The following is a 21080-nucleotide window of genomic DNA, read 5'->3' on the forward strand; positions in this document are numbered from 1 at the left end:
GGTAGCTCACTATTGTTTAACCTTTTTAATGCGCACACATTATGTACATGGACAAAGAACGTTTTTACGTGATCCTTGGAGCTTTATTAATGATTATCAGCTTGCCCGCCTTGATTGCGGCAGGCTTTTATTTTCGGAATTATCTACTTTGGGCTTGTCTAATTAAAAATCTCTTTGTAAATTTGCAGTGTAAAAATAAGAAAATTATGACATACTTCGAGTTTACAAAGAGATTCCCTACCGAAAACAGTGCAATAGATTTTATTGTAGCTGCAAAATACAAAGATGGTTATGTTTGTCCTAAATGTGGTTGTGTTCATAAAGGCATATACCATCAAAACTATGATAGAAGAAAATTATATTGTAACAATTGCAAATCTGAATTTTCCGCATTAAAAGGAACAATATTTGAAAACACGCATCTTGATATTCGCATGTGGTTGTATGCAATGAACCTTGTTATCATATCCCGGAAAGGAATATCAGCATTGCAACTAAAAAGAGAGTTGAGTATGGGTTCTTACCAGTCTGCATGGCGTATGCTCCATCAAATCCGTAAGGCAATGGAAAAAGAAGAATATAAAGAAACATTTGAAGCCATAGTTGAGATTGACGAAACTTATGTAGGTGGCAAACCTCGTAAGAACAATGATCATTCAGACGATGATAAAGATAATGATAGCAAACCTAAAAGAGGTCGTGGTACTTCTAAAACTCCTGTAATCGGAGTAAAAGAACGTAATACAGGTAGGGTTCATGCTGTTGTTGCTAATTATAACGAAGAAGGAAAACAGTTAAGCGGCAAACAACTTTTCAATGTACTTAAAAAGGGATGTAAGAAAAATACAACTGTCATGACCGATCAATTTGCAGGGTACAATATCCTCGACAAGGAAAATGATTGTAACTTTGTACGGTTGAAAGTGGATCCACTGTTGCATTTTCACTTGGTGATGGAATCCATACCAACGGTATAGAAAGTTTTTGGGCAATACTCAAACGTGGCATGTATGGTGTGTTTCACAACGTGTCGGTTAAGTATATGCAGAAGTATGTGAACGAGTTCTGCTACCGTCTTAATCATAGAGATAGTAACGAAGCGTTTGCTTCACTTGTTAAACTTGCAGTAATATAAAGTAAACTCCGAGGATTTATTAGAACTTTCGGCCCAATTCTAAATACAATAATAAGAAAAGTTATGTCAAAGAAGGCAATAGAAAATAATAATGAATTAGAAATATTAAAACAAAAGCAATTTTCGGCAATAATTCATTCTCCTGAATATAGAAATATCTTAGAAAAAAAAAGTAAAGAGATAGTAAATTATTCTCGTCTTGCTCAAAACGAAGCAACAATTGAGAGTTATTTCGATTGTGTTCTCTTTCACTTTTTCAAGGAGGTTTTTGGGCGGTTAGGTTACGAATATCATCCATTAAAAGAAGTAACAATAGAAACGTCTAGACATATAACAAAAGGTAGAGCTGATACTGCTATTGGTGCATTAATCATTGAGTTTAAGCAACCGAAAACACTAAATACTATAGAAAAACAGAATAAAGCAGTAAGTCAAATATCTGATTATATGCTTGGCTTGACTTTAGAATCTGAATTAGTAGGCTTTGTAACTGACGGAACAAAAGGTTGTTTTGTTACTAGAGATTCTTCTGGAATTATACTTGAAGCATTCAGTGAGTTGAACGCTTCAGTTATGGATAGATTAATTCAATCAATAGTAAAATTAAGCAAGACAGCACTATCATCAAAAAGCCTCGTTAAGGATTTTTGTTGCTCAGGGCATTCTAGTACAGGTATAAAACTTGCTAACTCTTTGTACAGCACTCTGTCAACGAATATGACAGATAGAACAGTAATGCTCTTCAATGAGTGGAAGGAACTATTTAACCTATCTCATGATGACATATCAAAGCAACAAGCTATAATAGATAGAAAGATTGCATTGCAAAATGTATTTCAAGTTGAGTTTACTAAAAAAGATGAGGAATACAAAGCATTGTTTGCATTACAAACAGCGTATGTTATTATAGTAAAGATTGTAGCATATAGAATCATAAGCCTAATAAGATATAATTCATCATTTATTGATTTTGAAGCGATATCAAACACGCCAATAGAGTCTCTCAGGTCACAATTGGCTAGTCTAGAGGAAGGTGCAATTTTTCGTGATTACGGAATGTTAAATTTATTAGAGGGTGATTTCTTTTCTTGGTATGCTTTTAATGAACAATGGAACTCAACCATTGCAGAATCTTTGAATTCTGTTTTTAAAGTATTAAGTAAATATTCAAGTCGTCCTGTATTAAACCAATCATCAGAATCACGTGATTTCTTTAAGGAGCTATATCAAGGTATGATGCCAGCAGAGGTTCGACATTCTTTAGGTGAATATTATACCAAACAGTGGTTAGCTCATCATGTTGTAAAAGAGGCTATTGAGTTATGTGGTGTTTCAAAATGGAAAGGTGTTGACCCTTGTTGTGGTTCTGGAACATTTGTAACAGCTATGATTGGGCAGGTTCTTTACGAAACAAAATCTTTATCAAAAGAAGAACAACTTAAGGAAATTTTGAATCGTGTCAAAGGCATTGATTTGAATCCTGTTGCAGTTCTTTCCGCTAGAGTTAATTACTTTATTAATATTTCGCACCTGCTTGATAATACAAATGAGATTGAAATACCTATTTTCTTGGGTGATTCATCTTATGTACCTAAATCAGTATTATGTGATGGTATAAAATGTTATGAATATAGTATCAATACTCTCATGGATCCAATTGAAATTGTGGTTCCATGTAGTATGGTTGAGGATTCTTATGCATTTTCCAAAGCAATGACAGATATAGAGCCTTATATTAAAGCCTTTAATGAAGAAGGCGCATATAACTGCATATCATCACTTGTACCAAAGAAAGAATTGACAAATGAAATTCAATCTCAAATTCATAAACTGACCTCTTCACTTGTTGAATTAGAAAGAAAAAATTGGGATGGCATCTGGGCGAGAATAATTACTAACTTTCTTACAACAGCAAATTTGGGAAAATTTGATGTTATTGTTGGAAATCCACCATGGGTGGATTGGAAAAGTTTGCCATCTGGATATCGTGATAGAATAATTTCATTGTGTATTTCTAGAAATCTTTTTTCTGGAGATAGAGTAACTGGAGGAATTAATCTAAATATATGTGCATTAATAACAAACGTTGTTGCTGAAAATTGGCTTGGAGACGATGGAATTATTGGATTCTTAATGCCAGAGCCTTTAATTTTTCAACCTTCTTATGAAGGATTTAGAAACCTTTTGTTATCAGATGGAAGTCGTTTATATATAAAGAAACTCTCTAATTGGAATAAGGCAGGACATCCGTTTTATCCTGTGACTCAAAAGTTCTTGACATTCTTTATTTCACGAAGAGAGGTGGAATATAGCAATGGAATAGAAGTTGATTGGTATGTAAAAAAGACTAACAAGAATATAGATAATATTGAAAATCTTTCTGTTTTGGAAAATTTCAATATTTCAACTCAATATGCAGCTACATGTCATAGTTTTAGAAATATGTTTACATATATTCGAAATAAGGCTTTAATTAACGATATGAAGTCAGTGGCTGGAGAATCAAGCTATATAGGAAGAGAAGGAATAGAATTTTATCCGCAAGAAATGATAATCTTTGAACAAACAGAGATGCCTCCAACTAAAGAATGTACTAGCCTTAGAAATATTCAAGTTAAAAAGTCAAAATATAATGTACCACAGACTTATCGTCTTTTGGAAACTAAATATTTGCATCCACTCATACAAGGTACTGATATTACACCATTTCATATAGAGGTTTCTGGTTATATAGTTCCATTCCCGTATGATAAAAAAGTCAGTGACAGATTGCCTATTCCAATGGATAAATTAGTAAAAGATGCACCAAAGCTAGCTAAATTCTATAATCAATTTAAGAAATTGATATGTAGCCAAACTAATTATAATGAGCGAATTATTGGTCGTAAAGGTGAATTTTATGCATTAGCGCGTGTTGGAGCTTACAGCTTTGCTCGTTACTATGTCGCATTCAGAGATAATTCTAAATGGGGTGCTGCTGTTGTTTCTGATATTGAGACAAAATGGGGTGGTAAAGTTCGACCACAATTCCAGAATCACGCAGTAACTATCTGTGAAGATTCAGAAGGAAATTTTATTAGTTTAAATGAAGCACATTATATTTGTGGTATTTTAAATACGCCAATTGCTTCTGAATACATAATTAATTCTTCTGATTCACGTTCCTTTCCTATACGTCCCCGAATATATATACCCAAATATGATTCAACCAATAATACCCATAAAGCTATTGTTTCATTATCAAAAAAGGCTCATAAAAATTATGACAATAAAGTACTTATAGATAAAATATTGGCAAAATTAAATGAGTTGTATTTATTAATTGCTATTGAAGCACATAATAAAACTCATATAGATAATTGAATTATACATATCGTCAATTGCTAATTTCAAACTTCGTAAACTTTTACAAATCATGTCGACATTTTCTTATATGAAGGTGTCTATATTTTTTAATAATCTATTCCATTAGTGTCCCATTTTAACGGAACACTAATGGTCTGCTATATTACAACAAGCCTAAAATAGATAATTCCATTTATTTTTACGACTTTCTCCAGCAATTATCCTTCGAGGAAATGCAGGCGGTCTTTTATTCCGTCATCCATACGGCGGCATGTGTCTTTGCCGTTATCGTGGGTATTATAGGCTACGAGCTTTGGTCTTCCTATTGGTGGTAGACTTGTGCCAATAAGCGATAGCTGCCTCCAATATCTTATCGACTGTTCCCTTGAATTTAGCGGGATGGGCGGGCCGGAGGAGAAACGCCACGCCATGAGCCTCTTCACCCATTGGCGACCGCCGGGCCACCTGCCCATCAGCGAGGACTACCGGCTGACGATGGTGCGACAGCAGGCGATGGCGTGGTTGCTGCGGAGGTATTTCGATGGGCTGATAACAGAAGAAAAAGCATAAGAACTAGTAGCATGGGCAGTGCCGATACTTGGGATAATACCGACATCGAAAAGAAGAAATAAGAGAGCGTAAGCACATACTCTCTTATTTCACCTCCCTCACTTCACGATAAACCACGGATTATGCAAATCTTCCTTGTTATAGCGAAGCGGGGTCTTGCCGTCGATATGATATATGTCGCAACCGGCAGACTTGGCGATGGCGTGGCCGGCGGCGGTATCCCACTCCATCGTCGGGGCGAAACGGGGATAGATATCGGCCGAGCCTTCCGCTACCAGACAAATCTTCAGGCTGCTGCCGCTACTGATCAACGTAACGGGCTTTCCCTGCTTGCGGAGATTATCGATGAAAGCGGTGGTCTCCTCCGTTTGGTGAGACCGGGACGCCACTACCACGACTCCTTGATGCGCCAGCGCCATCGGCAAATGTATCGCCCGCTGCTTCATCTCGTCCATCGAGGGCTGGCTACTGCTATCGATTCCCGTAAACTTATAAGCACCCACAGAGGAGGAGGCGAAATACAACTCCTTCCGGACGGGCACATAAATGACGCCCAACACGGGCACACCTTTCTCCACCAAGGCGATATTCACGGTAAACTCGCCGTTTTTCTTGATAAACTCTTTGGTACCGTCCAGCGGGTCCACGATCCACAGCGTCTCCCATTTGGAGCGCTCCTTGAACGGGATCTCCTTTCCTTCCTCGCTTAAGACCGGAAACGGGGTAACGGACAAAGCGTTTGTTATCAATCGATGGGCCGCCTTATCCGCCTTTGTCAACGGCGAGTTGTCTGCTTTTCTCTCTATCCCGAAGTCTGATTCGGGGTCGTTATAGATATCCATGATCGACTTGCCTGCGTCTACCGCAGCACGGATCGCTATGTAAAGATAATTGGCGTAGCTCATCATCACTTCTCGTTTTATTATTTGTTAATAAGCAAATATATGGAAAAAAAACAAATTAACGCCCTGTCGCCTGTAAATATTCCGTACGTTTGATCAAATAAGCCGTATAATCACCCGTATACTGGTCACGGCTTTGCTGGAGGAGCGATTGGGCGTCCAGAAGATCGCTCAGCGTTACCGTGCCCGCCTTATAATAGTCCGTATTAAGGCGGACATTCTCCTCGGCCGTCGCTATGGACTCCTCCGAGAGCTTGACTTGCTTATAAGACTCCTCCAGCTCGTTCCAGAGCTTCCGCATTTGCACCAACAGAAGCTCATTGGCGTTTTGGCGGGAATACTCGGCCGCCTTCACCTGAAGCTTTTGCTTCCGGATGGCGTGCGAGCCGCCCCACCAATCACTGATCGGAATCGCTACGGTAGCGAAAACCATGCCGAACGGACGGTCCTTATCCAGTAAGTCGTGATACATATACCCGGCTCCGATCCCCACGGTGGGCAAGTATTGCCCAACCTTCAGCTTTTGTTGAAGACGGGCGGCCTCCACGTTCTTCTCCAGCAATTTATAAGAGAGTGTCGTAGGGAGCGCCTCCTCATGGCTCACCCGGTAAAGCTCCGGGGAGGGCACCTCGGCGGGCAGCGTGAAATCGATCTCGAAATCATCTTCCCCGATACCGATATATTGAGCCAGCACCATCTTGGAGAGGCGCAAGCCGTTCTCCACCCGCAGGCGGTCGCTCGCCACGCCGTTCTTTTTCAACTGGACTTGCAGTAGGTCATTACGAGTCGTCACGCCGGCGCCGACCGCTACCTCCACATCCTTATAAAGACTCCCCACCAAGGATTCCACGATCTCGATCGTCCTTAATTTCTCGTGAAGGGAGATCCATTGCCAGTAATACCGCTCCACCGTCAGGGCTACCTCATCCTCGGATTGGCGCATCTGGTAACGGCTCACCTCGAGCGCCAAGTCGGCCAGCTTATTGCCGTTCACGATCTGTCCGCCGGCGAACACGGGCTGGATAGCGGTCACCCCACCCAGCAAGCCGTCATCCATCATCGACAACTCGAGAAGGCCCGGTATCACGCTCATATCCATCATCCCGTGGTTCGCCTTGAATGCCGTTCCCACGGCGCTGACATTCGGGAAGTATTTCGTAAAGGCCTCCTTTTTTCCTTCCCTCGCCCCTTCTACGTCCAAACGGGCGTTCTTCATCTTCGCGTTATTCTCCAAAGCCATTTCCCGGCATTCTTCCAGCGATAATGTCCGCTGGGCGCTCACGGTCCCCACGCATAAGACGAGGGAACCGACGATGCCATATATCCATCTTTTTATCATCTCTTTTTTCCGCATATATTCATTCCTATATTATATCCTAATCCACATCCGTATCATTCATTTACTCCCGAATATCTTCCAATAGAAAACAGGCAGGATGATGACCGCCAAGATCATCGAGAAGACCGTTCCCGAGCAGATCACCACACCCATCGGCATCCAAAGGGAACTGCCGCTGATGATCATGGGCACCACGCCCACGGCCGTTGTAGCCGAGGTCAGGAAGATCGGGAGCATGCGTCGCCGGCCGGCGTCGAAGGCGGCATCCCTCGGGCTATAATGCTTATGAAGCCGCAAGTCTTGCGCATGCTCGAATATCAAGATAGCGTTTCGCACCACGATACCGATCAAGCTGATAACGCCCAAGACGCACGTCAAGCTGAAATCGATATGGAACGCCCACAAGCCCAGCGCCGCCCCGAACAAGGTGAGCAGCAACGAGGACAGGGCCGCCAACGCCAAGCCGATCTTCTTGAAATTGACCAACAGGAAGAAGAAAACAATGATCACGGCGATCGCCAAGCCCTGCATCAGCGGGTTCATCGTCTCGAAATCCAGCTCCTTGGCTCCACCGTACTCGTACGTCACGCCCTCGGGCAAGGTCGGGATAATACGGCTTTCCATGACTCGCTCGATCCGTTTCTGCATAGCGTTCTGGTTGGTCCCCCGGGTTACCTCGGCGAAGACGCTCAAGGTACGCACGCCGTTGCGACGGACGATCTGCCCCTCATTCCAGCCTCCCTCGATCGTGGAGACTTGCCGGAGCGGGACGCTCACGCCGGGGACGATGGTGGGAAGATACTGGTCGCCGACCTTATCGAACGCGTCACCCTCCCCTTTCTTATCGGATCTCAGCTGGATCGGCAAAGCGTAATCGCCTTCCCAGAGGGAGCCAACCGAGAGGCCGTCGTAACGGATCGCCAGATCGGCCGAGGCCATCGCCTTCGTGATCCCGAGGCGGGAGGCTTCCACCGGGTCCAATCGAACCCGTACGTCGGGTAAGGCCTCCTCGTAATTGGTGTGTACCCAGACCAAGCCGTCCATCTCACGCAACACGGCCATCAAGGAATCCCCGGCCTGCTTCAACCGGGCGATATCGTCTCCCATGAAACGGATCTCTAAAGGAGAGGATACGTTTTGGTAATCCAGTTGCTTAAACTTCACGTAGGCGTCGGGGAAATAATCGGCGTACCGGTCCGTATAATCATCCAACACGCTACGGGTGGCCTCTATCGAGGCGGTGTTGACAATGAACTGGGCGTAATTCTTCCCGGCCAAGTTCGGGGCGTAGGTAGCTTGGAAACGGGGCGAGGAAGTTCCGATAAAGGAGGTGACGGACAGGATGCGCTCATCTTCCGACAACAGTTTATAGAGGCTATCGCTCACGGCGGCGGTACGGTCCAGCGAGGTTCCCTGCGGGAGATAGATCTCGACGGCGAACTGATCCCGGTCGGCTATCGGCATCATACGCTGGCTCAGTTGGGTGATCATCAGGATCGCCAAGGCAACCGTCAAGACGCCCAGACCGATCGTGGTTTTCGGGAAACGGAAAGTCCACGTCAGTGCCCTCGTATAGACGGCCTGTACGGTATCCAGCAGATTGAACCTCTTCTTGCCCGTATTCTCCCGCCCGGACTTCAATCCCTTCTTGATCAAGACCCGCTCCAGCAGCGGGATAAAGACCATCGCCACCGCCAGCGACACCATGAGGGAGATGGAAAGCGTCCAAGGGAAGAAGGTCACGAAATCCAACATCTGCCCCGTCATCGTGAAAAGCAACGGGAAAAAGATCACGCAGATACACAGCGTAGCCAACAAGATCGAGCTGAAATAGTTCTTGGCGCTATAGACGGCGGCGTACCAACGGGAATAGCCCTTGTCCAGATATTCCAGATAGGCGTCTATCACGATGATGGAGTTATCCACGATCATGCCCAATACCACGATCAAGGCGGCCAGCGTCACCGTATTCAGCGGGATGCCGCAAGCGTACATGACACCGATCGAGATAAAGACACTGATCGGGATGGAGGTAGCCGCCACCAATGCCGAGCGGAACGGGAACAATACCATCATCACCAAGATCACGACCACGATGGACACGAACAAATCCCGCACGAAGGAACTTACCGAGTCTCCCACCACCTTCGGCTGGTCGGCGATCCGGCGGATCGAGACACTCTCGGGAAGATCCCGCTCGAAAGCGTGCAATACCTCGTCTACCTCCTTTCCGTATCGTACGATATTATGGCCCTCACGCATCTCCATGGAAAGGATGATCGCTTTCTTGCCGTTGTTCGTTATATAGCTATCCGGCTCGGGATATTCCCGTACGATACGTGCCACGTCTTTCAAGCGGATCATATGCCCGTCGGCATCGGCCAGCAGGATCTGCTCGCCTACTTCCCGCTCCGAGGGATAGGTCACGGAAAGGTGGATGGGAATGTCCAAGCCGCCATTCTCCAAGGAGCCGGAGGCGGTGGTAAAGCCTTGGGTGAACAAGGTTGTCATCAGCATACGGGTGTCTAGGCCGTAAGCGGCTAGCTTGTCTGGATCCAAGTAGACCGAGATCTGCTCGTTTTGTACCCCGTAACGGCGCAGGTTGGATACGGACTCGATCCGGCGCAGGCGGTCTTCCAGCGTCTCCATGTATCGCTGCAATTCCCGGTAGGTCTTGTCTTCCGATTCCAAGGTGATCAATAAGGCGGAAGTATCGCCGAAATCATCATTCGCGATGACGGCGAGTACGCCCGAGGGCAGTTGCGACTTGAAGTTCTGCAAGCCGAGCTTGATCTTCGACCAGACCTCGTCTTTATTGTTCACGTCGTCGTTCAGCTCCACCATCACGTACACCATTCCATCCCTTGACATGGAGTACGTCTTTTTCTTCCTTACCTCCTTGAAGGTAAACAGGTATCTCTCCAAAGGCTTGGCCAACTGCTCCTCCACCTCTCCGGAAGTCGCCCCGGGGTAAACACCCACGACCACGCCTTGGGGGATGGTGAACTCCGGGAATTCCTGTTTCGGCATGTCCACCAAACCCCAAATACCCAACCCGACCAGCACGGTAATCACCAGCAACGTGATCTGGTAATGACGCATGGTCCATTCGATCACTCCGTTTTTACGTTCTCTCATAACGCACGCACTCTCATGCCCTCACTGATTTTCTGGTAACCGCCTATCACGACGATATCCCCCTCGTTCAACCCTTCCAGAATAAACAAGCCTTGCTCCGTCAAGTCGCCCGTCCGTACGGGCGTAGCTTTCGCCTCTCCGTCTACGATCTTCCAGACGAAACGCCCCCCGTCGTTCGCTATCAGCACGGCGTTGTTCGGCAAGGCGATAGCCGGCACGGATTCCTCTCCCGACAGGCGTACATCGCAAACCATGCCGGGCAACAAAGCGCCGGACGGGTTCTCCAGCCGGATCTTCGCCTCGTAAGTATGGGAGATAGGGTTGGCCACGATACCTTTCTCCGTCACTTTCCCCTCAAAACATTGTCCGCCCAGAGCGGCTACCTTTATCATAGCGGCTTGATCGCCGAGCGTGGCGACCTCATTCTCCGGGACGGCGATCTTCACGTTTACCGTCTCTATCCTTAACAAGGAGAAAACCGGTTGCCCGGGCTGCACGTTCTCTCCCGCCTCAACCATGCGCTTGCCGATAACGCCGCCGAACGGGGCATACAGGTTCCGGTCCTCAAGGTTTTTCCTCGAGATTCGCTCCATGGAACGGGCCTGTTCCAATTTGCTCTCCACCTCTACCCATTTCATATCCGGCAGGCTCTTATTCTCGTGCAAGGTTCTCATGCGGGCATAGGCGTCCTCCGCTTGTCGCAAGGAAGCGGCCGAGGCGTTATAGGCGTTTTCCAGCGTAGCCTTGTCTAACACCGCTAGTAGTTGGCCCTCACGGACCTTCTGCCCCTCGCCCACCAATACTCGCTCTACATTACCCATCACCTGAAAACTAATCGAGGAGGATACGACCTCCTCTACCGTTCCCACGTAATTCCTTGTATCCGCCGGAACGGTCTTCGCTACCTTCACGATCTCCACCGGGATCTCTTTGCTATCCCGTCCCTCTTTTTGACTGCCCGAGCATCCGGACATCACGAACACGACGGATAATAATCCTCCATAAACAATGCCTTTCATCCTTTTCATATCCTATGATTTATTATACCGCGAAGATGATGAGTTTATCCACTCCAAAGAAGTTCCGTTTTGCAACCAAATTGTCCTATTTGACACATTTCAATTGGATTATTCTATTATTTCACTAATTTTATCGCCCAAACAAGAATAAATTATGAACGTAACAGATCTACCTCAAGCTTGTATCTCTCTTATCGAGAACGTACCCGGCATAGACTTTATCGACGAGGATTTCGCCATATTCGATAACATCGACGATATTCCCTCGCTCGACCATCCGATGCGAATAGACGCCGTCGTATTCGCGCTTTGCACGAAAGGCTTCATGCGTATACGGATCAATATGGAGGAATATGTCGTAGGGGAAAACCATCTCGTATTGTCCTTGCCTGATCAGATCATCCAACACGTGGAACGTAGCGAGGACGTGGCCGGGATCTTCATCGTCATCTCCAAGAATTTCATGGAGGAGATCATTCCTCATATACAGAATACCTTGCCGGCGTTCTTCTACATCAAGGAGCATCCGGTCACCGAGTTGAATACCAAGGAGATAGGTTGTATCAAGGAATATCATTCTTTCCTCTGGAAGAAAGTGAAAGCGAAAGGGCATCCTTACCGGAAAGAGATTGCCCAGAGCTTATTGTTGGCGGTATTCCACGAGGTTTACGGCATGTTTAAGAATCATATGCCGATCGAGGTGAAGAAGAGCCGGCAAGAGGAGTTGTTCGCGGCGTTCATACAAACGCTCGCCTTACATCATAAGCAGGAACGATCGGTAGCTTTCTACGCCGGGAAATTATGTGTGACTCCCAAATATTTATCTCTTTTGGTAAAGAACGTCAGCAACCGTACGGCCGGGGAATGGATCGATAATTACGTTGTCTTGGAGGCGAAGGCGTTATTATCCTCCTCCACCCTTTCCATCCAAGAGATATCAGACCGGCTAAACTTCGCCAACCAATCCTTCTTCGGTAAATACTTCAAGCAACACGTCGGGATATCGCCTACGGAGTATCGGAAGAAATGGTAATAATCAGAAAAATAATTATCTTTGTCTCACGACAGAAGTCATTTAATGAAAAGATAAAATGAAACGAACAGAAATTATAGATCAGATAAAAGATATCATGCGCCGGATAGCTCCCACGGCACAAACTATCTTATTCGGTTCGGAAGCACGTGGAGACGCTCGGATTGATAGCGATATCGACTTACTCATCTTGATAGACGGAGAGAAAATGACTTTGGAACGAGAGGAAGAAATTACTTTACCCTTGTATGAGCTGGAACTAAAGACTGGCGTAAATATCAGCCCCATCGTCATGTTAAGAAAACTCTGGGAAAACCGTCCCTTTAAAACTCCTTTCTATATTAATGTTATAAACGAAGGTATTGTATTATGAAAGAGATCCTAGATGAAGAAAGTAAGAACGCATTGATCAACTATCGAATCCAACGTGCTTATGAGACATTGAAAGAAGCTCAAGTGATGATGCGTGAGTCTTTCTATAATGCTGCTGTTAATCGCCTCTATTATGCATGCTATTACGCAGCGGTTTCCCTGCTATTAAAATATGATCACCAACCACAAACACATAATGGAGTTAAGACTATGCTTGGATTACATTTTATCTCTACCGGAAAGCTTCCTATAAAAATCGGGAAAATATTCTCGACTTTATTTGAGAAAAGACATAGTGGAGATTATGACGATTTTGTTTATTGTGATAAGGAAATGTTGGATAACTTATATCCACAAGCCGAATTATTCATTCATACAATCAACCAATTATTGAAAGAAGAATAGTTCCCAAAGAGAACTATCCTCCGATCAACGCAGTTATCCCGCAAGAGGCGAATTGATCGATACACCTTTGCAGGACTGCCTCGGAAGGGGTGGATAGCGGAAGATGCCCGGGATTGTAGAGGGTTCCTCGCTTATCGTGCTTACCTTTTCCGATGTCGTGGTACGGGAGGAGATTGACGACTTTCCGCTCCCACGGCAAGGAGGCTAGGAAGGTGGCAGAGCGGAATATATTCTCCTCGTCCGCATTGACGCCCTCGATCAAGGGGACGCGAATGAGGAAGTCTATGCCGGCCTCGGCGATCATCCGAAGATTGGAGAGGATACGCTCGTTCGGGACACCCGTGAAACGACGATGGCTACCGGAATCCATATGCTTTAAATCCACCAGAAAAAGATCCGTGCGCTCCATTACGCTCCGGACGGTATCCGGCGAGGCGAACAAGGTCGTATCCACCGCACGATGGATTCCCAACGCTCCGCAACGATCCAGCAGGGCAACCAAGTCCGATGGATGCGACAACGGCTCTCCCCCGCAGAAGGTAACGCCTCCCTCGGAACGATCCATAAAGACCGTTTCTTTCTCGATCTCACGCATGACCTCATCCAGAGAATACTCACGGCCAGACATCTCCATCGCCAAGGTAGGACAAACCTCGGCGCATCTACCGCATGTGCGGCACAGAGACCCATCCGTGACGATACCCGCTTGCGTCAAGGTCAACGCCCCGACAGGGCAGGCATTCACGCAGGTCCCGCAACCTATGCACTTCTTTCTCGTATACAGCTTCTCCGCCCGGGGCGAGATGCCTTCCGGGTTATGGCACCATACGCAGGCAAGCGGGCATCCTTTCATGAAGATCGTGACACGGATGCCCGGCCCGTCGTTTATGGCGTATCGTTTGATATCGAATAACAGCATGGCTCAGAAAGTCTCTTGCTCCGTCCGTGCGATCACGTCCGCTTGCAAATCGGCGTTCATATCGTTGAAATAGTCGCTATAGCCCGCTACACGGACCAGCAGATCCCGGTAGTCCTCCGGACACTTCTGGGCGGCGTAAAGCGTTTCCGTATCCACAATATTGAATTGGATATGATGGCCACCCAAGGCGAAGTAGCTACGGATCAAGGAGGCCAGCTTCGAGATATCCTCCTCCCGCCGGAGTAGGCTGGGCAGGAAGCGTTGGTTCAGCAGCGTGCCGCCGCTCTTCACCTGATCCAGCTTGCCGAGGGACTTGACAACGGCGGACGGCCCGTGGGTATCGGCTCCGTGTGAGGGCGAGGTACCGTCGGAGATGGCACGCCCGGCCAAGCGGCCGTTCGGGGTGGCTCCCATCACCTTGCCGAAGTAGACGTGGCAAGTGGTGGATAGCATATTCAAATGGAAACACTCCCCTTTCGTATTCGGCTTGCCCTCGATCGCGTCATATAAATCGTCGAAGACACGGACGGCGATCTGGTCGGCGTACGGATCATCGTTGCCAAAGAAAGGCGTACGGTTCAGGATCATTTGGCGCATCGGTTCATGTCCCTCGAAATTATCCGCCATCGCATCCAACAAGGCTTCCATCGTGAAGGTCTTATCCTCGAAGACGTGTTTCCGCAAAGAGGAAAGGCTATCGGTTATCGTGCCTAATCCGGTACACTGGATATAAGTGGTGTTGTAACGAGGCCCGCAATTGTAGTAATCCTTACCCTTCGCTATACAATCATCGATAAACAGGGAGAGGAACGTGGCGGGGGCGTACTTGGCGAACATGCGGTCGATATAGTTGCTGACCCGCACCTTCATGTCCACGAAATAATGGATCTGGCGCATGAATGCCGCGTAAAGCTCCTCATACGTCCGGAAACCACGGGGATCGCCGGTCTCCAGACCGACCTTGCGACCGCTTACCGGATCTACGCCGTTATGCAGGGTCACCTCCAATATCTTCGGCACGTTCAGATAACCGGTCAACACGTACGCCTCCTTCCCGAAAGCGCCCACCTCGATGCAACCGCTGCAACCTCCCTCGCGGGCGTCACGCAGCGACTTGCCTTGCCGCATCAACTCCTGCACGTACACATCCGGGTTGAATACCGACGGGTAGCCATGGCCTTGGCGGATCACCCGGCACCCGGCACGAAGGAAACGCTCCGGCGTACGGGCACTGACGTGGATGGCGCTGCCGGGCTGGAGGATATGCAGCTCCTCGATCGTCTCCAACATGATATAGGAGACCTCGCTTACGCCGTCGCTGCCGTCCGCCCGGATGCCGCCGATGTTCAGGTTCGTGAAATCGTTATAGGTCCCGCTCTCCTTCGCCGTGATACCCACTTTCGGCGGGGCGGTATGATTGTTTACCTTGATGAAGAAGCAAGACATCAACTCTTTCGCCTCGTCACGGGTCAAGGTTCCGGCGGCGATCTCTTTCTCGTAAAAAGGCGCCAGATGCTGGTCGAAATGGCCAGGGTTCATGGCATCCCAACCATTCAGCTCCGTGATCGTACCTAGATGGACAAACCAGTACATCTGGATCGCTTCCCAATAGGTACGGGGAGCGTGGGCGGGAACCCAGCGGCATACCTCGGCGATCTTCCTCAGCTCAGCGGCACGACGAGGATCTTTTTCGGTGAGAGACATCTCGTCGGCCAAGTCCGCGTGTCGCTCGGCCAGCAGGATAGCGGCGTCGCAGGAGATAGACATGGCCGTCAGTTCCTCCTGCTTGTCCGTGGCCTCGGGGTCGTTCATGAAATCCAAGGCGCTTAGTTCCCCCTCGATACGTTTCTTCAAGTCCAGCAGGCCATATTGGTAGACCTTGCCGTCCAAAGCGGTATGCCCGGGGGCACGTTGCTCCATGAACTCGGTGAACATACCCACCTCGTACGCCTCTTTCCATTCCTTGGGGACGTGGCTGAAGATGCGCTCCCGCTGGGTACGGCCTTTCCAGTACGGGATCACCTCCCGCTCGTAGGTATCGATATCTTCTTGACTGATGGTGTAACGTTGCAGCTCCCGGGTATTCAATATATGCAAGTCCTCCACGCTATGGCAGGTAAGTTCCGGGAAGGTAGGCACGGCTTTGGGGCGGGGCCCCCGCTCGCCGACGATCAACTCGTCCTCGCCGATATAGATCGTCTTCCGCTTGCAGATCTCAAGGAAGTTCAGGGCACGCAGGATAGGGATCGGATACTTCCCGTAATTCTCCTGATAGAAACGGGTCTCGATCAAGGCCCGCTCGATGGAGAGGGAAGGTTGGGCCTCGAAGGTCTGCCGGCGCAGACGTTTGATACGGTCGTTCATCCCGAAATTGTTCGCTCCTACGGAAGAGACGGTATCATGTACGCATGAATGTGTGTGATGGGTTGTATTCATAAAATTATATGTTTTATCGTAGAGGTAGGATCTATCCGCCCTCATCAAGGTTATTTTTTATTGTTACACAGGACGGGCATCCCCGCCCCCATGAGTTTATATAGGGAGAGTATCTGCTAGAGATAAAACATCAGGCAGTTGAAAAGCATCCGATAGCCTTTGTGTAACATAGCGCTTGTTTCTTTTTGAAGTATGATGGCAAAAATAAGGAAATTATTGATAATATCACAATTCATCAACAGAAAGTAACCGTTTGTCAAAAAAATAACACGGGAACGTAAATAAAGGAATAGCTTTGCTTTGTATTTCCAGATCAAAGGGTTTAAAATTAAAAGAACTTATACCATGCAAAGTACATTCAAGAACCTGCTTTATGTCTTGAGACATTATAAATTAGCGACGGTCACTAATCTTTTAGGACTTAGCTTCGCTTTCCTGTTATTCATGCTAATAAGCATACATGTCGGTCATGAATATAGCTTCGACGCTTCCCTCTTGAACAGGGAAAGGATTTTTCAGTTAGAAAACAAGCGGGATGACGGGATATGGGAGGCTAATTTCGCACGTCCACAACTCGAGCGTTTCATCGCCGCCTCCCCTTATATAGAAGCGGCCGCTATCACAAACAACCTTGTTTACTCCTCCGTACGTTTTGGGATATCAGCCAGTGAAGGACCCGACGCACGGAGCTATATGGAGCAGGTGGAACGGATCACCCCGGGATATACCAAGGTCTTTGGCTTCGAGCTGGTGGCCGGCGATACGGATTGCCTGAAACGTCCGGAAGGGACGCTGATCCCGGAGAGCATGGCCCGGAAACTCTTCGGCGAGGCAAATCCTATCGGGAAGCCGGTTTATCTGTCGGAGTTCGCCGGGGCCGAAGGCTCGATTATATATGGGCTTAGTTTTGAGCCGGCATATATCGTGGGAGGCGTCTTTCGCGATTTCCCGGAAAACACCCGGGTGAAGAATGCCCTGTATATCCCGATCATGGAGAAAGAGATGATGGAAAACTGGCATACCGGCCTTTACTATTGTTATCTGCTGATGTCGACGCCGGAATCCGCCTCTGTCACTACCGAGACCTATATGGCCGATAGCCGGGCTTTCCTGAAAAGTTTCACGATCGAGGATATGCGCCTCCGGCCCTTGTCAGATCTCTATTTCGGCCAGCCGGTCCGAGCGGACGCCGCTCCCATCGGTAATAAGCTACGGACGAATATGTTATTCTTTATCGCCATCCTGATCATAGGTATCGCCTTGGTCAATTATATCAACCTGTCGATAGCCTTGGCGCCGATACGCACCAAGTCGATCACCATCCAGAAAGTGCTGGGAAGCTCGGACGCCACGCTACGGAAGTATCTGGTCTTGGAGTCCTTGGGAATCTCGGTTGTCGCCTTCTTCCTCGCCTTGCTTTTCCTGTTATTTTTGAATAACGTGCAATGGGTCACGAATATGGTGGGGCATCCGTTGGATCTGTATGCCAACTGGAAGATTCCGGCGTACACATTCTTCCTTGTCGCAGGCGGCGGTATACTGGCCGGTTTGTATCCCGCTTTCTATATCACCTCGTTTCCTCCTGTCATAGCGCTGAATAAGTCTTTTACCCTTAGCGACCGGGCCAAGAACACTCGCAAGTTACTTATAGGGTTCCAGTTCGTTATCTCGATCACGCTGATTGTCGGAGCGTTGTTCGTCTCCTTGCAAAACAGATATATAGGGAACGTGGACTTGGGATTCAATAAAGAAAACGTACTGGAGGTAAGACTAAGCATGGGGGCGGCCTTGAAAAAGGGCGAATTGTTCAAGGCACGTCTCTTGGAAAGCCCCGCTATCCGTGATGTTTCCTTTAGTGAGTTCAAATTTGTCTCGGACGAATCACGTTCTTTCATCGGGTATAATTACAAAGGCCAACATTACTATATGAGCTGGCTGGGAGTATCCGCCAATTTCCCGGAGCTAATGGATGTAAAGATGATCGCCGGAAGGAAGTTCCGGCCGACGGATGAGGCGGCGGATAACACGCAGGCCGTTTGCCTCCTTAGCGAGACGGCAGCGAGGGAGATCGCCTCGGGTGTTTCCCCCGAGAAACCGGACGACCTATCGGACTTGGTAGGGACAAGCATCACGGATAATGATATACCGGTACGGATTGTCGGTATCTTTGAGGATGTCCATTATGAATCCCTGTATAAAGAGTTACGCCCGATGGGACTTTGGACCTCGGCTAAGAATCATTACCGCCGTTCGGTGCCGGAAAGATACGCTTATGTCAAGATCGCCGGCGGAAATCCCCGGACGGCTATCGAGCACATCCGGAAGGTAACGGATGAATTGATCCCGGGTTATCCGGCCGATATCCATTTCTTTGATACGGCGCTGGAGGAGCTTTACAGTAAAAGTGTGCGGCAGGGAGCGCTGATTACCGCCCTTTGCCTGATGGCCGTCTTTTTATCCCTCGTGGGAGTATTCGGACTGGTTATCTTTGAGCTACAGGGACGGGAAAAGGAGATAGCCGTGCGGAAAGTACATGGGTCCACGGTCCGGCAGATCCTTTGGATGCTGAACTCGTCTTTCCTCCGGATCACGCTCGTCTGTTTTATTATCTCGATCCCGCTTGCTTACTACGGGGTGCATATTTGGTTACGAAGTTTCGCTTATAAAACGCCGATCTACGTATGGGTATTTTTAGTGGCTTTGGTAATCATAATGACACTGACCGTATCTACGGTTACTTTCCAGAGTTATCGGGCGGCGATGGCAAATCCGGCGTCTAAATTGGGGCATTAAGGTTCATTACGAAAAAAGGACGGGTAGATTGATCCGTCCTTTTTTACTCATATATTATCTTGTCTCAGGTTTGGTTACCGTTTCCAATAACCTTCCATCTCCTCCAGCGTCTTTCCTTTCGTCTCGGGGACAAATTTCCAGATGAACAACGCCGCCAATATACCCATCACGCCATAGATCCAATAGGCCATACCGTGATTGAACGTATCGGTCAAGTATTGATTCTTATCCAGCATTGGGAATGTCCATGATACCAAGAAGTTGGCGATCCACTGCGCGGCTACGGCGATACTCATCACCGTGGAGCGGATCGAGTTCGGGAAGATCTCGGCCAGCAGCACCCAGCAGACCGGGCCCCACGACATAGCGAATCCCGCCGTATAAACCAGCATGCAGACCAATGATCCCATACCCACCGAATGGGTATAGAAAGTAGTTCCCAAGATCAACATAGATACCGCCATGACGAGCGCCCCGATAATCATCAACGGACGGCGTCCGAACTTATCCACCGTGAAAATAGCCAATACGGTAAACGACAGGTTCACCGCCCCTACCACGATCTGTTGCAAAAGGGCGGCGTCCGTGGCCGCTCCCATCGTCTTGAAGATCTCCGGGGCATAGTAAAGCACCACGTTGATCCCCACGAATTGCTGGAAACCGGAGAGCAGCACGCCCACCAAGATGATCAGCACGCCAAACGACCGGATCGGGAACAACAAGGCGATACAGAAGCTAGCCAACAAGGCGATCTCCAACGCGTTCGTATTACCTGCCCACGACAACAACCCGTAGCCGGCCAAGAACAGCGCCAGCCAAGTCCCCATAAACCGGAAGTAAGGCTTCATCGACGGAGCTTTCTCCTTGAAACTATTCCGTATGTCCTCCAGCTCACGGCCAGCGTCCGCCCGATCCATCAAATGACTCAAGACGCCCAACGCCTTCTCCGTACGCCCACGCATCACGAGGTAACGAGGCGTCTCCGGCACGAACATCAAGAACGAGAGGAACAATACCGCCGGAATAATCTCGGAAGCGAACATCCAACGCCAGCCGATCGTATTCAGCCAAGCGGCATCTCCTTGAAGGGCGATCGTATAATTCACGAAATATACCACCAGCATACCAAAGATAATGGCAAACTGGTTCCATGCCACCAGATTCCCCCGGCGATCGGCCGGAGCCACCTCGGCGATATACATCGGCGATACCATGGAGGCCAGCCCCACGCCGATACCTCCCAGAATACGATAAGCCACGAACGCATACATAAACGTATGATCGCCACTTCCGGGCATGCCGATAAACAGCTCCGGCCAAGCCGAGCCGATAGCGGAAAGCAAGAAAAGGATAGCGGCCAGTATCAATGTAGGCTTCCTGCCGTAACGCTGGCTGATCCACCCGGCGAACGAGGCGCCGAGGATACATCCGATCAACGCGCTACTTACCACGAAGCCCTCCAAGGCGTTCGCCTGATCCAACGGAAGCCCTTGCGGCTCGATGAAGAACTTACGCAAAGACTCTACCGTACCGGAGATCACCGCCGTGTCATACCCGAACAGCAGACCTCCCAAGGTAGCGACCAAGGTAAGAGCGAAAATATAAGTGTTGTTACTTTTCATGGAATAGATTTATTAATTAAAAACTGAGAATTGAGAGCTGAAAACTAGGGCT

15 protein-coding genes are annotated in these 21080 nt (G+C 48.0%); 7 read left to right on the forward strand and 8 right to left on the reverse strand.

The window, feature by feature from the left end; genetic code table 11:
• The first annotated feature begins 206 nt into the window (after positions 1–206).
• From DWY79_RS11860 to DWY79_RS11865, 3 genes are all read left to right on the forward strand, one after another.
• Entirely contained in the window at positions 207–977 is a 771-nt protein-coding gene (locus DWY79_RS11860) for an IS1595 family transposase (RefSeq protein WP_233563972.1), read from the forward strand.
• A 29-nt stretch (positions 978–1006) separates the two neighbouring features.
• On the forward strand, positions 1007–1135 hold the full coding sequence (locus tag DWY79_RS23380; protein WP_369974953.1) for a hypothetical protein: 129 nt from the start codon (positions 1007–1009) through the stop codon (positions 1133–1135).
• Positions 1136–1198: 63 nt separating this feature from the next.
• Positions 1199–4498 (forward strand): hypothetical protein, encoded by a 3300-nt coding sequence (locus DWY79_RS11865; RefSeq protein WP_122369382.1) that lies wholly within the window; start codon positions 1199–1201, stop codon positions 4496–4498.
• 279 nt (positions 4499–4777) lie between these two features.
• On the opposite strand, the gene DWY79_RS22770 is transcribed toward DWY79_RS11865, so the two are convergent.
• From DWY79_RS22770 to DWY79_RS11890, 5 genes are all read right to left on the reverse strand, one after another.
• Complete coding sequence (locus DWY79_RS22770; protein ID WP_008772348.1) at positions 4778–4927, reverse strand: hypothetical protein; 150 nt, start codon at positions 4925–4927, stop codon at positions 4778–4780.
• A gap of 221 nt (positions 4928–5148) precedes the next feature.
• A complete protein-coding gene (gene cysQ / locus DWY79_RS11875) occupies positions 5149–5958 on the reverse strand; it encodes a 3'(2'),5'-bisphosphate nucleotidase CysQ (protein WP_036612678.1) in 810 nt (269 codons plus the stop codon).
• 52 nt (positions 5959–6010) lie between these two features.
• The gene (locus DWY79_RS11880; protein ID WP_087344961.1) at positions 6011–7306 is read right to left on the reverse strand and encodes a TolC family protein; all 1296 of its coding nucleotides are present in this window, start codon (positions 7304–7306) and stop codon (positions 6011–6013) included.
• Between the two features lie 42 nt (positions 7307–7348).
• Entirely contained in the window at positions 7349–10429 is a 3081-nt protein-coding gene (locus DWY79_RS11885; RefSeq protein WP_122369383.1) for an efflux RND transporter permease subunit, read from the reverse strand.
• Positions 10426–11457: an efflux RND transporter periplasmic adaptor subunit gene (locus DWY79_RS11890; RefSeq protein ID WP_121962091.1), complete on the reverse strand. Its 1032-nt coding sequence runs from the start codon at positions 11455–11457 to the stop codon at positions 10426–10428. Before DWY79_RS11890 ends, DWY79_RS11885 begins: the two co-directional genes overlap by 4 nt.
• 145 nt (positions 11458–11602) lie before the next feature.
• On the opposite strand from DWY79_RS11890, the gene DWY79_RS11895 reads away from it, so the two are divergent.
• The 3 genes from DWY79_RS11895 to DWY79_RS11905 are packed head-to-tail and all read left to right on the forward strand — an operon-like array spanning position 11603 to position 13258.
• The gene (locus DWY79_RS11895; RefSeq protein WP_122144237.1) at positions 11603–12481 is read left to right on the forward strand and encodes an AraC family transcriptional regulator; all 879 of its coding nucleotides are present in this window, start codon (positions 11603–11605) and stop codon (positions 12479–12481) included.
• A gap of 58 nt (positions 12482–12539) precedes the next feature.
• Positions 12540–12854 (forward strand): nucleotidyltransferase domain-containing protein, encoded by a 315-nt coding sequence (locus DWY79_RS11900; protein ID WP_122144236.1) that lies wholly within the window; start codon positions 12540–12542, stop codon positions 12852–12854.
• Positions 12851–13258 (forward strand): HEPN domain-containing protein, encoded by a 408-nt coding sequence (locus DWY79_RS11905; RefSeq protein ID WP_005862800.1) that lies wholly within the window; start codon positions 12851–12853, stop codon positions 13256–13258. Before DWY79_RS11900 ends, DWY79_RS11905 begins: the two co-directional genes overlap by 4 nt.
• Positions 13259–13271: 13 nt before the next feature.
• On the opposite strand, the gene DWY79_RS11910 is transcribed toward DWY79_RS11905, so the two are convergent.
• Both DWY79_RS11910 and hypD read right to left on the reverse strand, forming a co-directional pair.
• The gene (locus DWY79_RS11910) at positions 13272–14177 is read right to left on the reverse strand and encodes a glycyl-radical enzyme activating protein (RefSeq protein ID WP_122144235.1); all 906 of its coding nucleotides are present in this window, start codon (positions 14175–14177) and stop codon (positions 13272–13274) included.
• Between the two features lie 3 nt (positions 14178–14180).
• A complete protein-coding gene (hypD, locus tag DWY79_RS11915; RefSeq protein WP_122144253.1) occupies positions 14181–16613 on the reverse strand; it encodes a trans-4-hydroxy-L-proline dehydratase in 2433 nt (810 codons plus the stop codon).
• 345 nt (positions 16614–16958) lie between these two features.
• On the opposite strand from hypD, the gene DWY79_RS11920 reads away from it, so the two are divergent.
• Positions 16959–19406 carry an ABC transporter permease gene (locus DWY79_RS11920; protein WP_122369384.1) on the forward strand — a complete coding sequence of 816 codons (2448 nt, stop codon included), beginning with the start codon at positions 16959–16961 and terminating at the stop codon, positions 19404–19406.
• Positions 19407–19480: 74 nt separating this feature from the next.
• Here DWY79_RS11920 and xylE read toward each other — a convergent pair whose 3' ends face one another.
• Positions 19481–21028, reverse strand: coding sequence for a D-xylose transporter XylE (xylE, locus tag DWY79_RS11925; protein ID WP_122369385.1), 1548 nt, complete (start codon positions 21026–21028; stop codon positions 19481–19483).
• Positions 21029–21080 lie beyond the last annotated feature (52 nt).

The organism is Parabacteroides sp. AF27-14 (assembly GCF_003635425.1).
GTDB classification, from domain to species: domain Bacteria; phylum Bacteroidota; class Bacteroidia; order Bacteroidales; family Tannerellaceae; genus Parabacteroides; species Parabacteroides distasonis.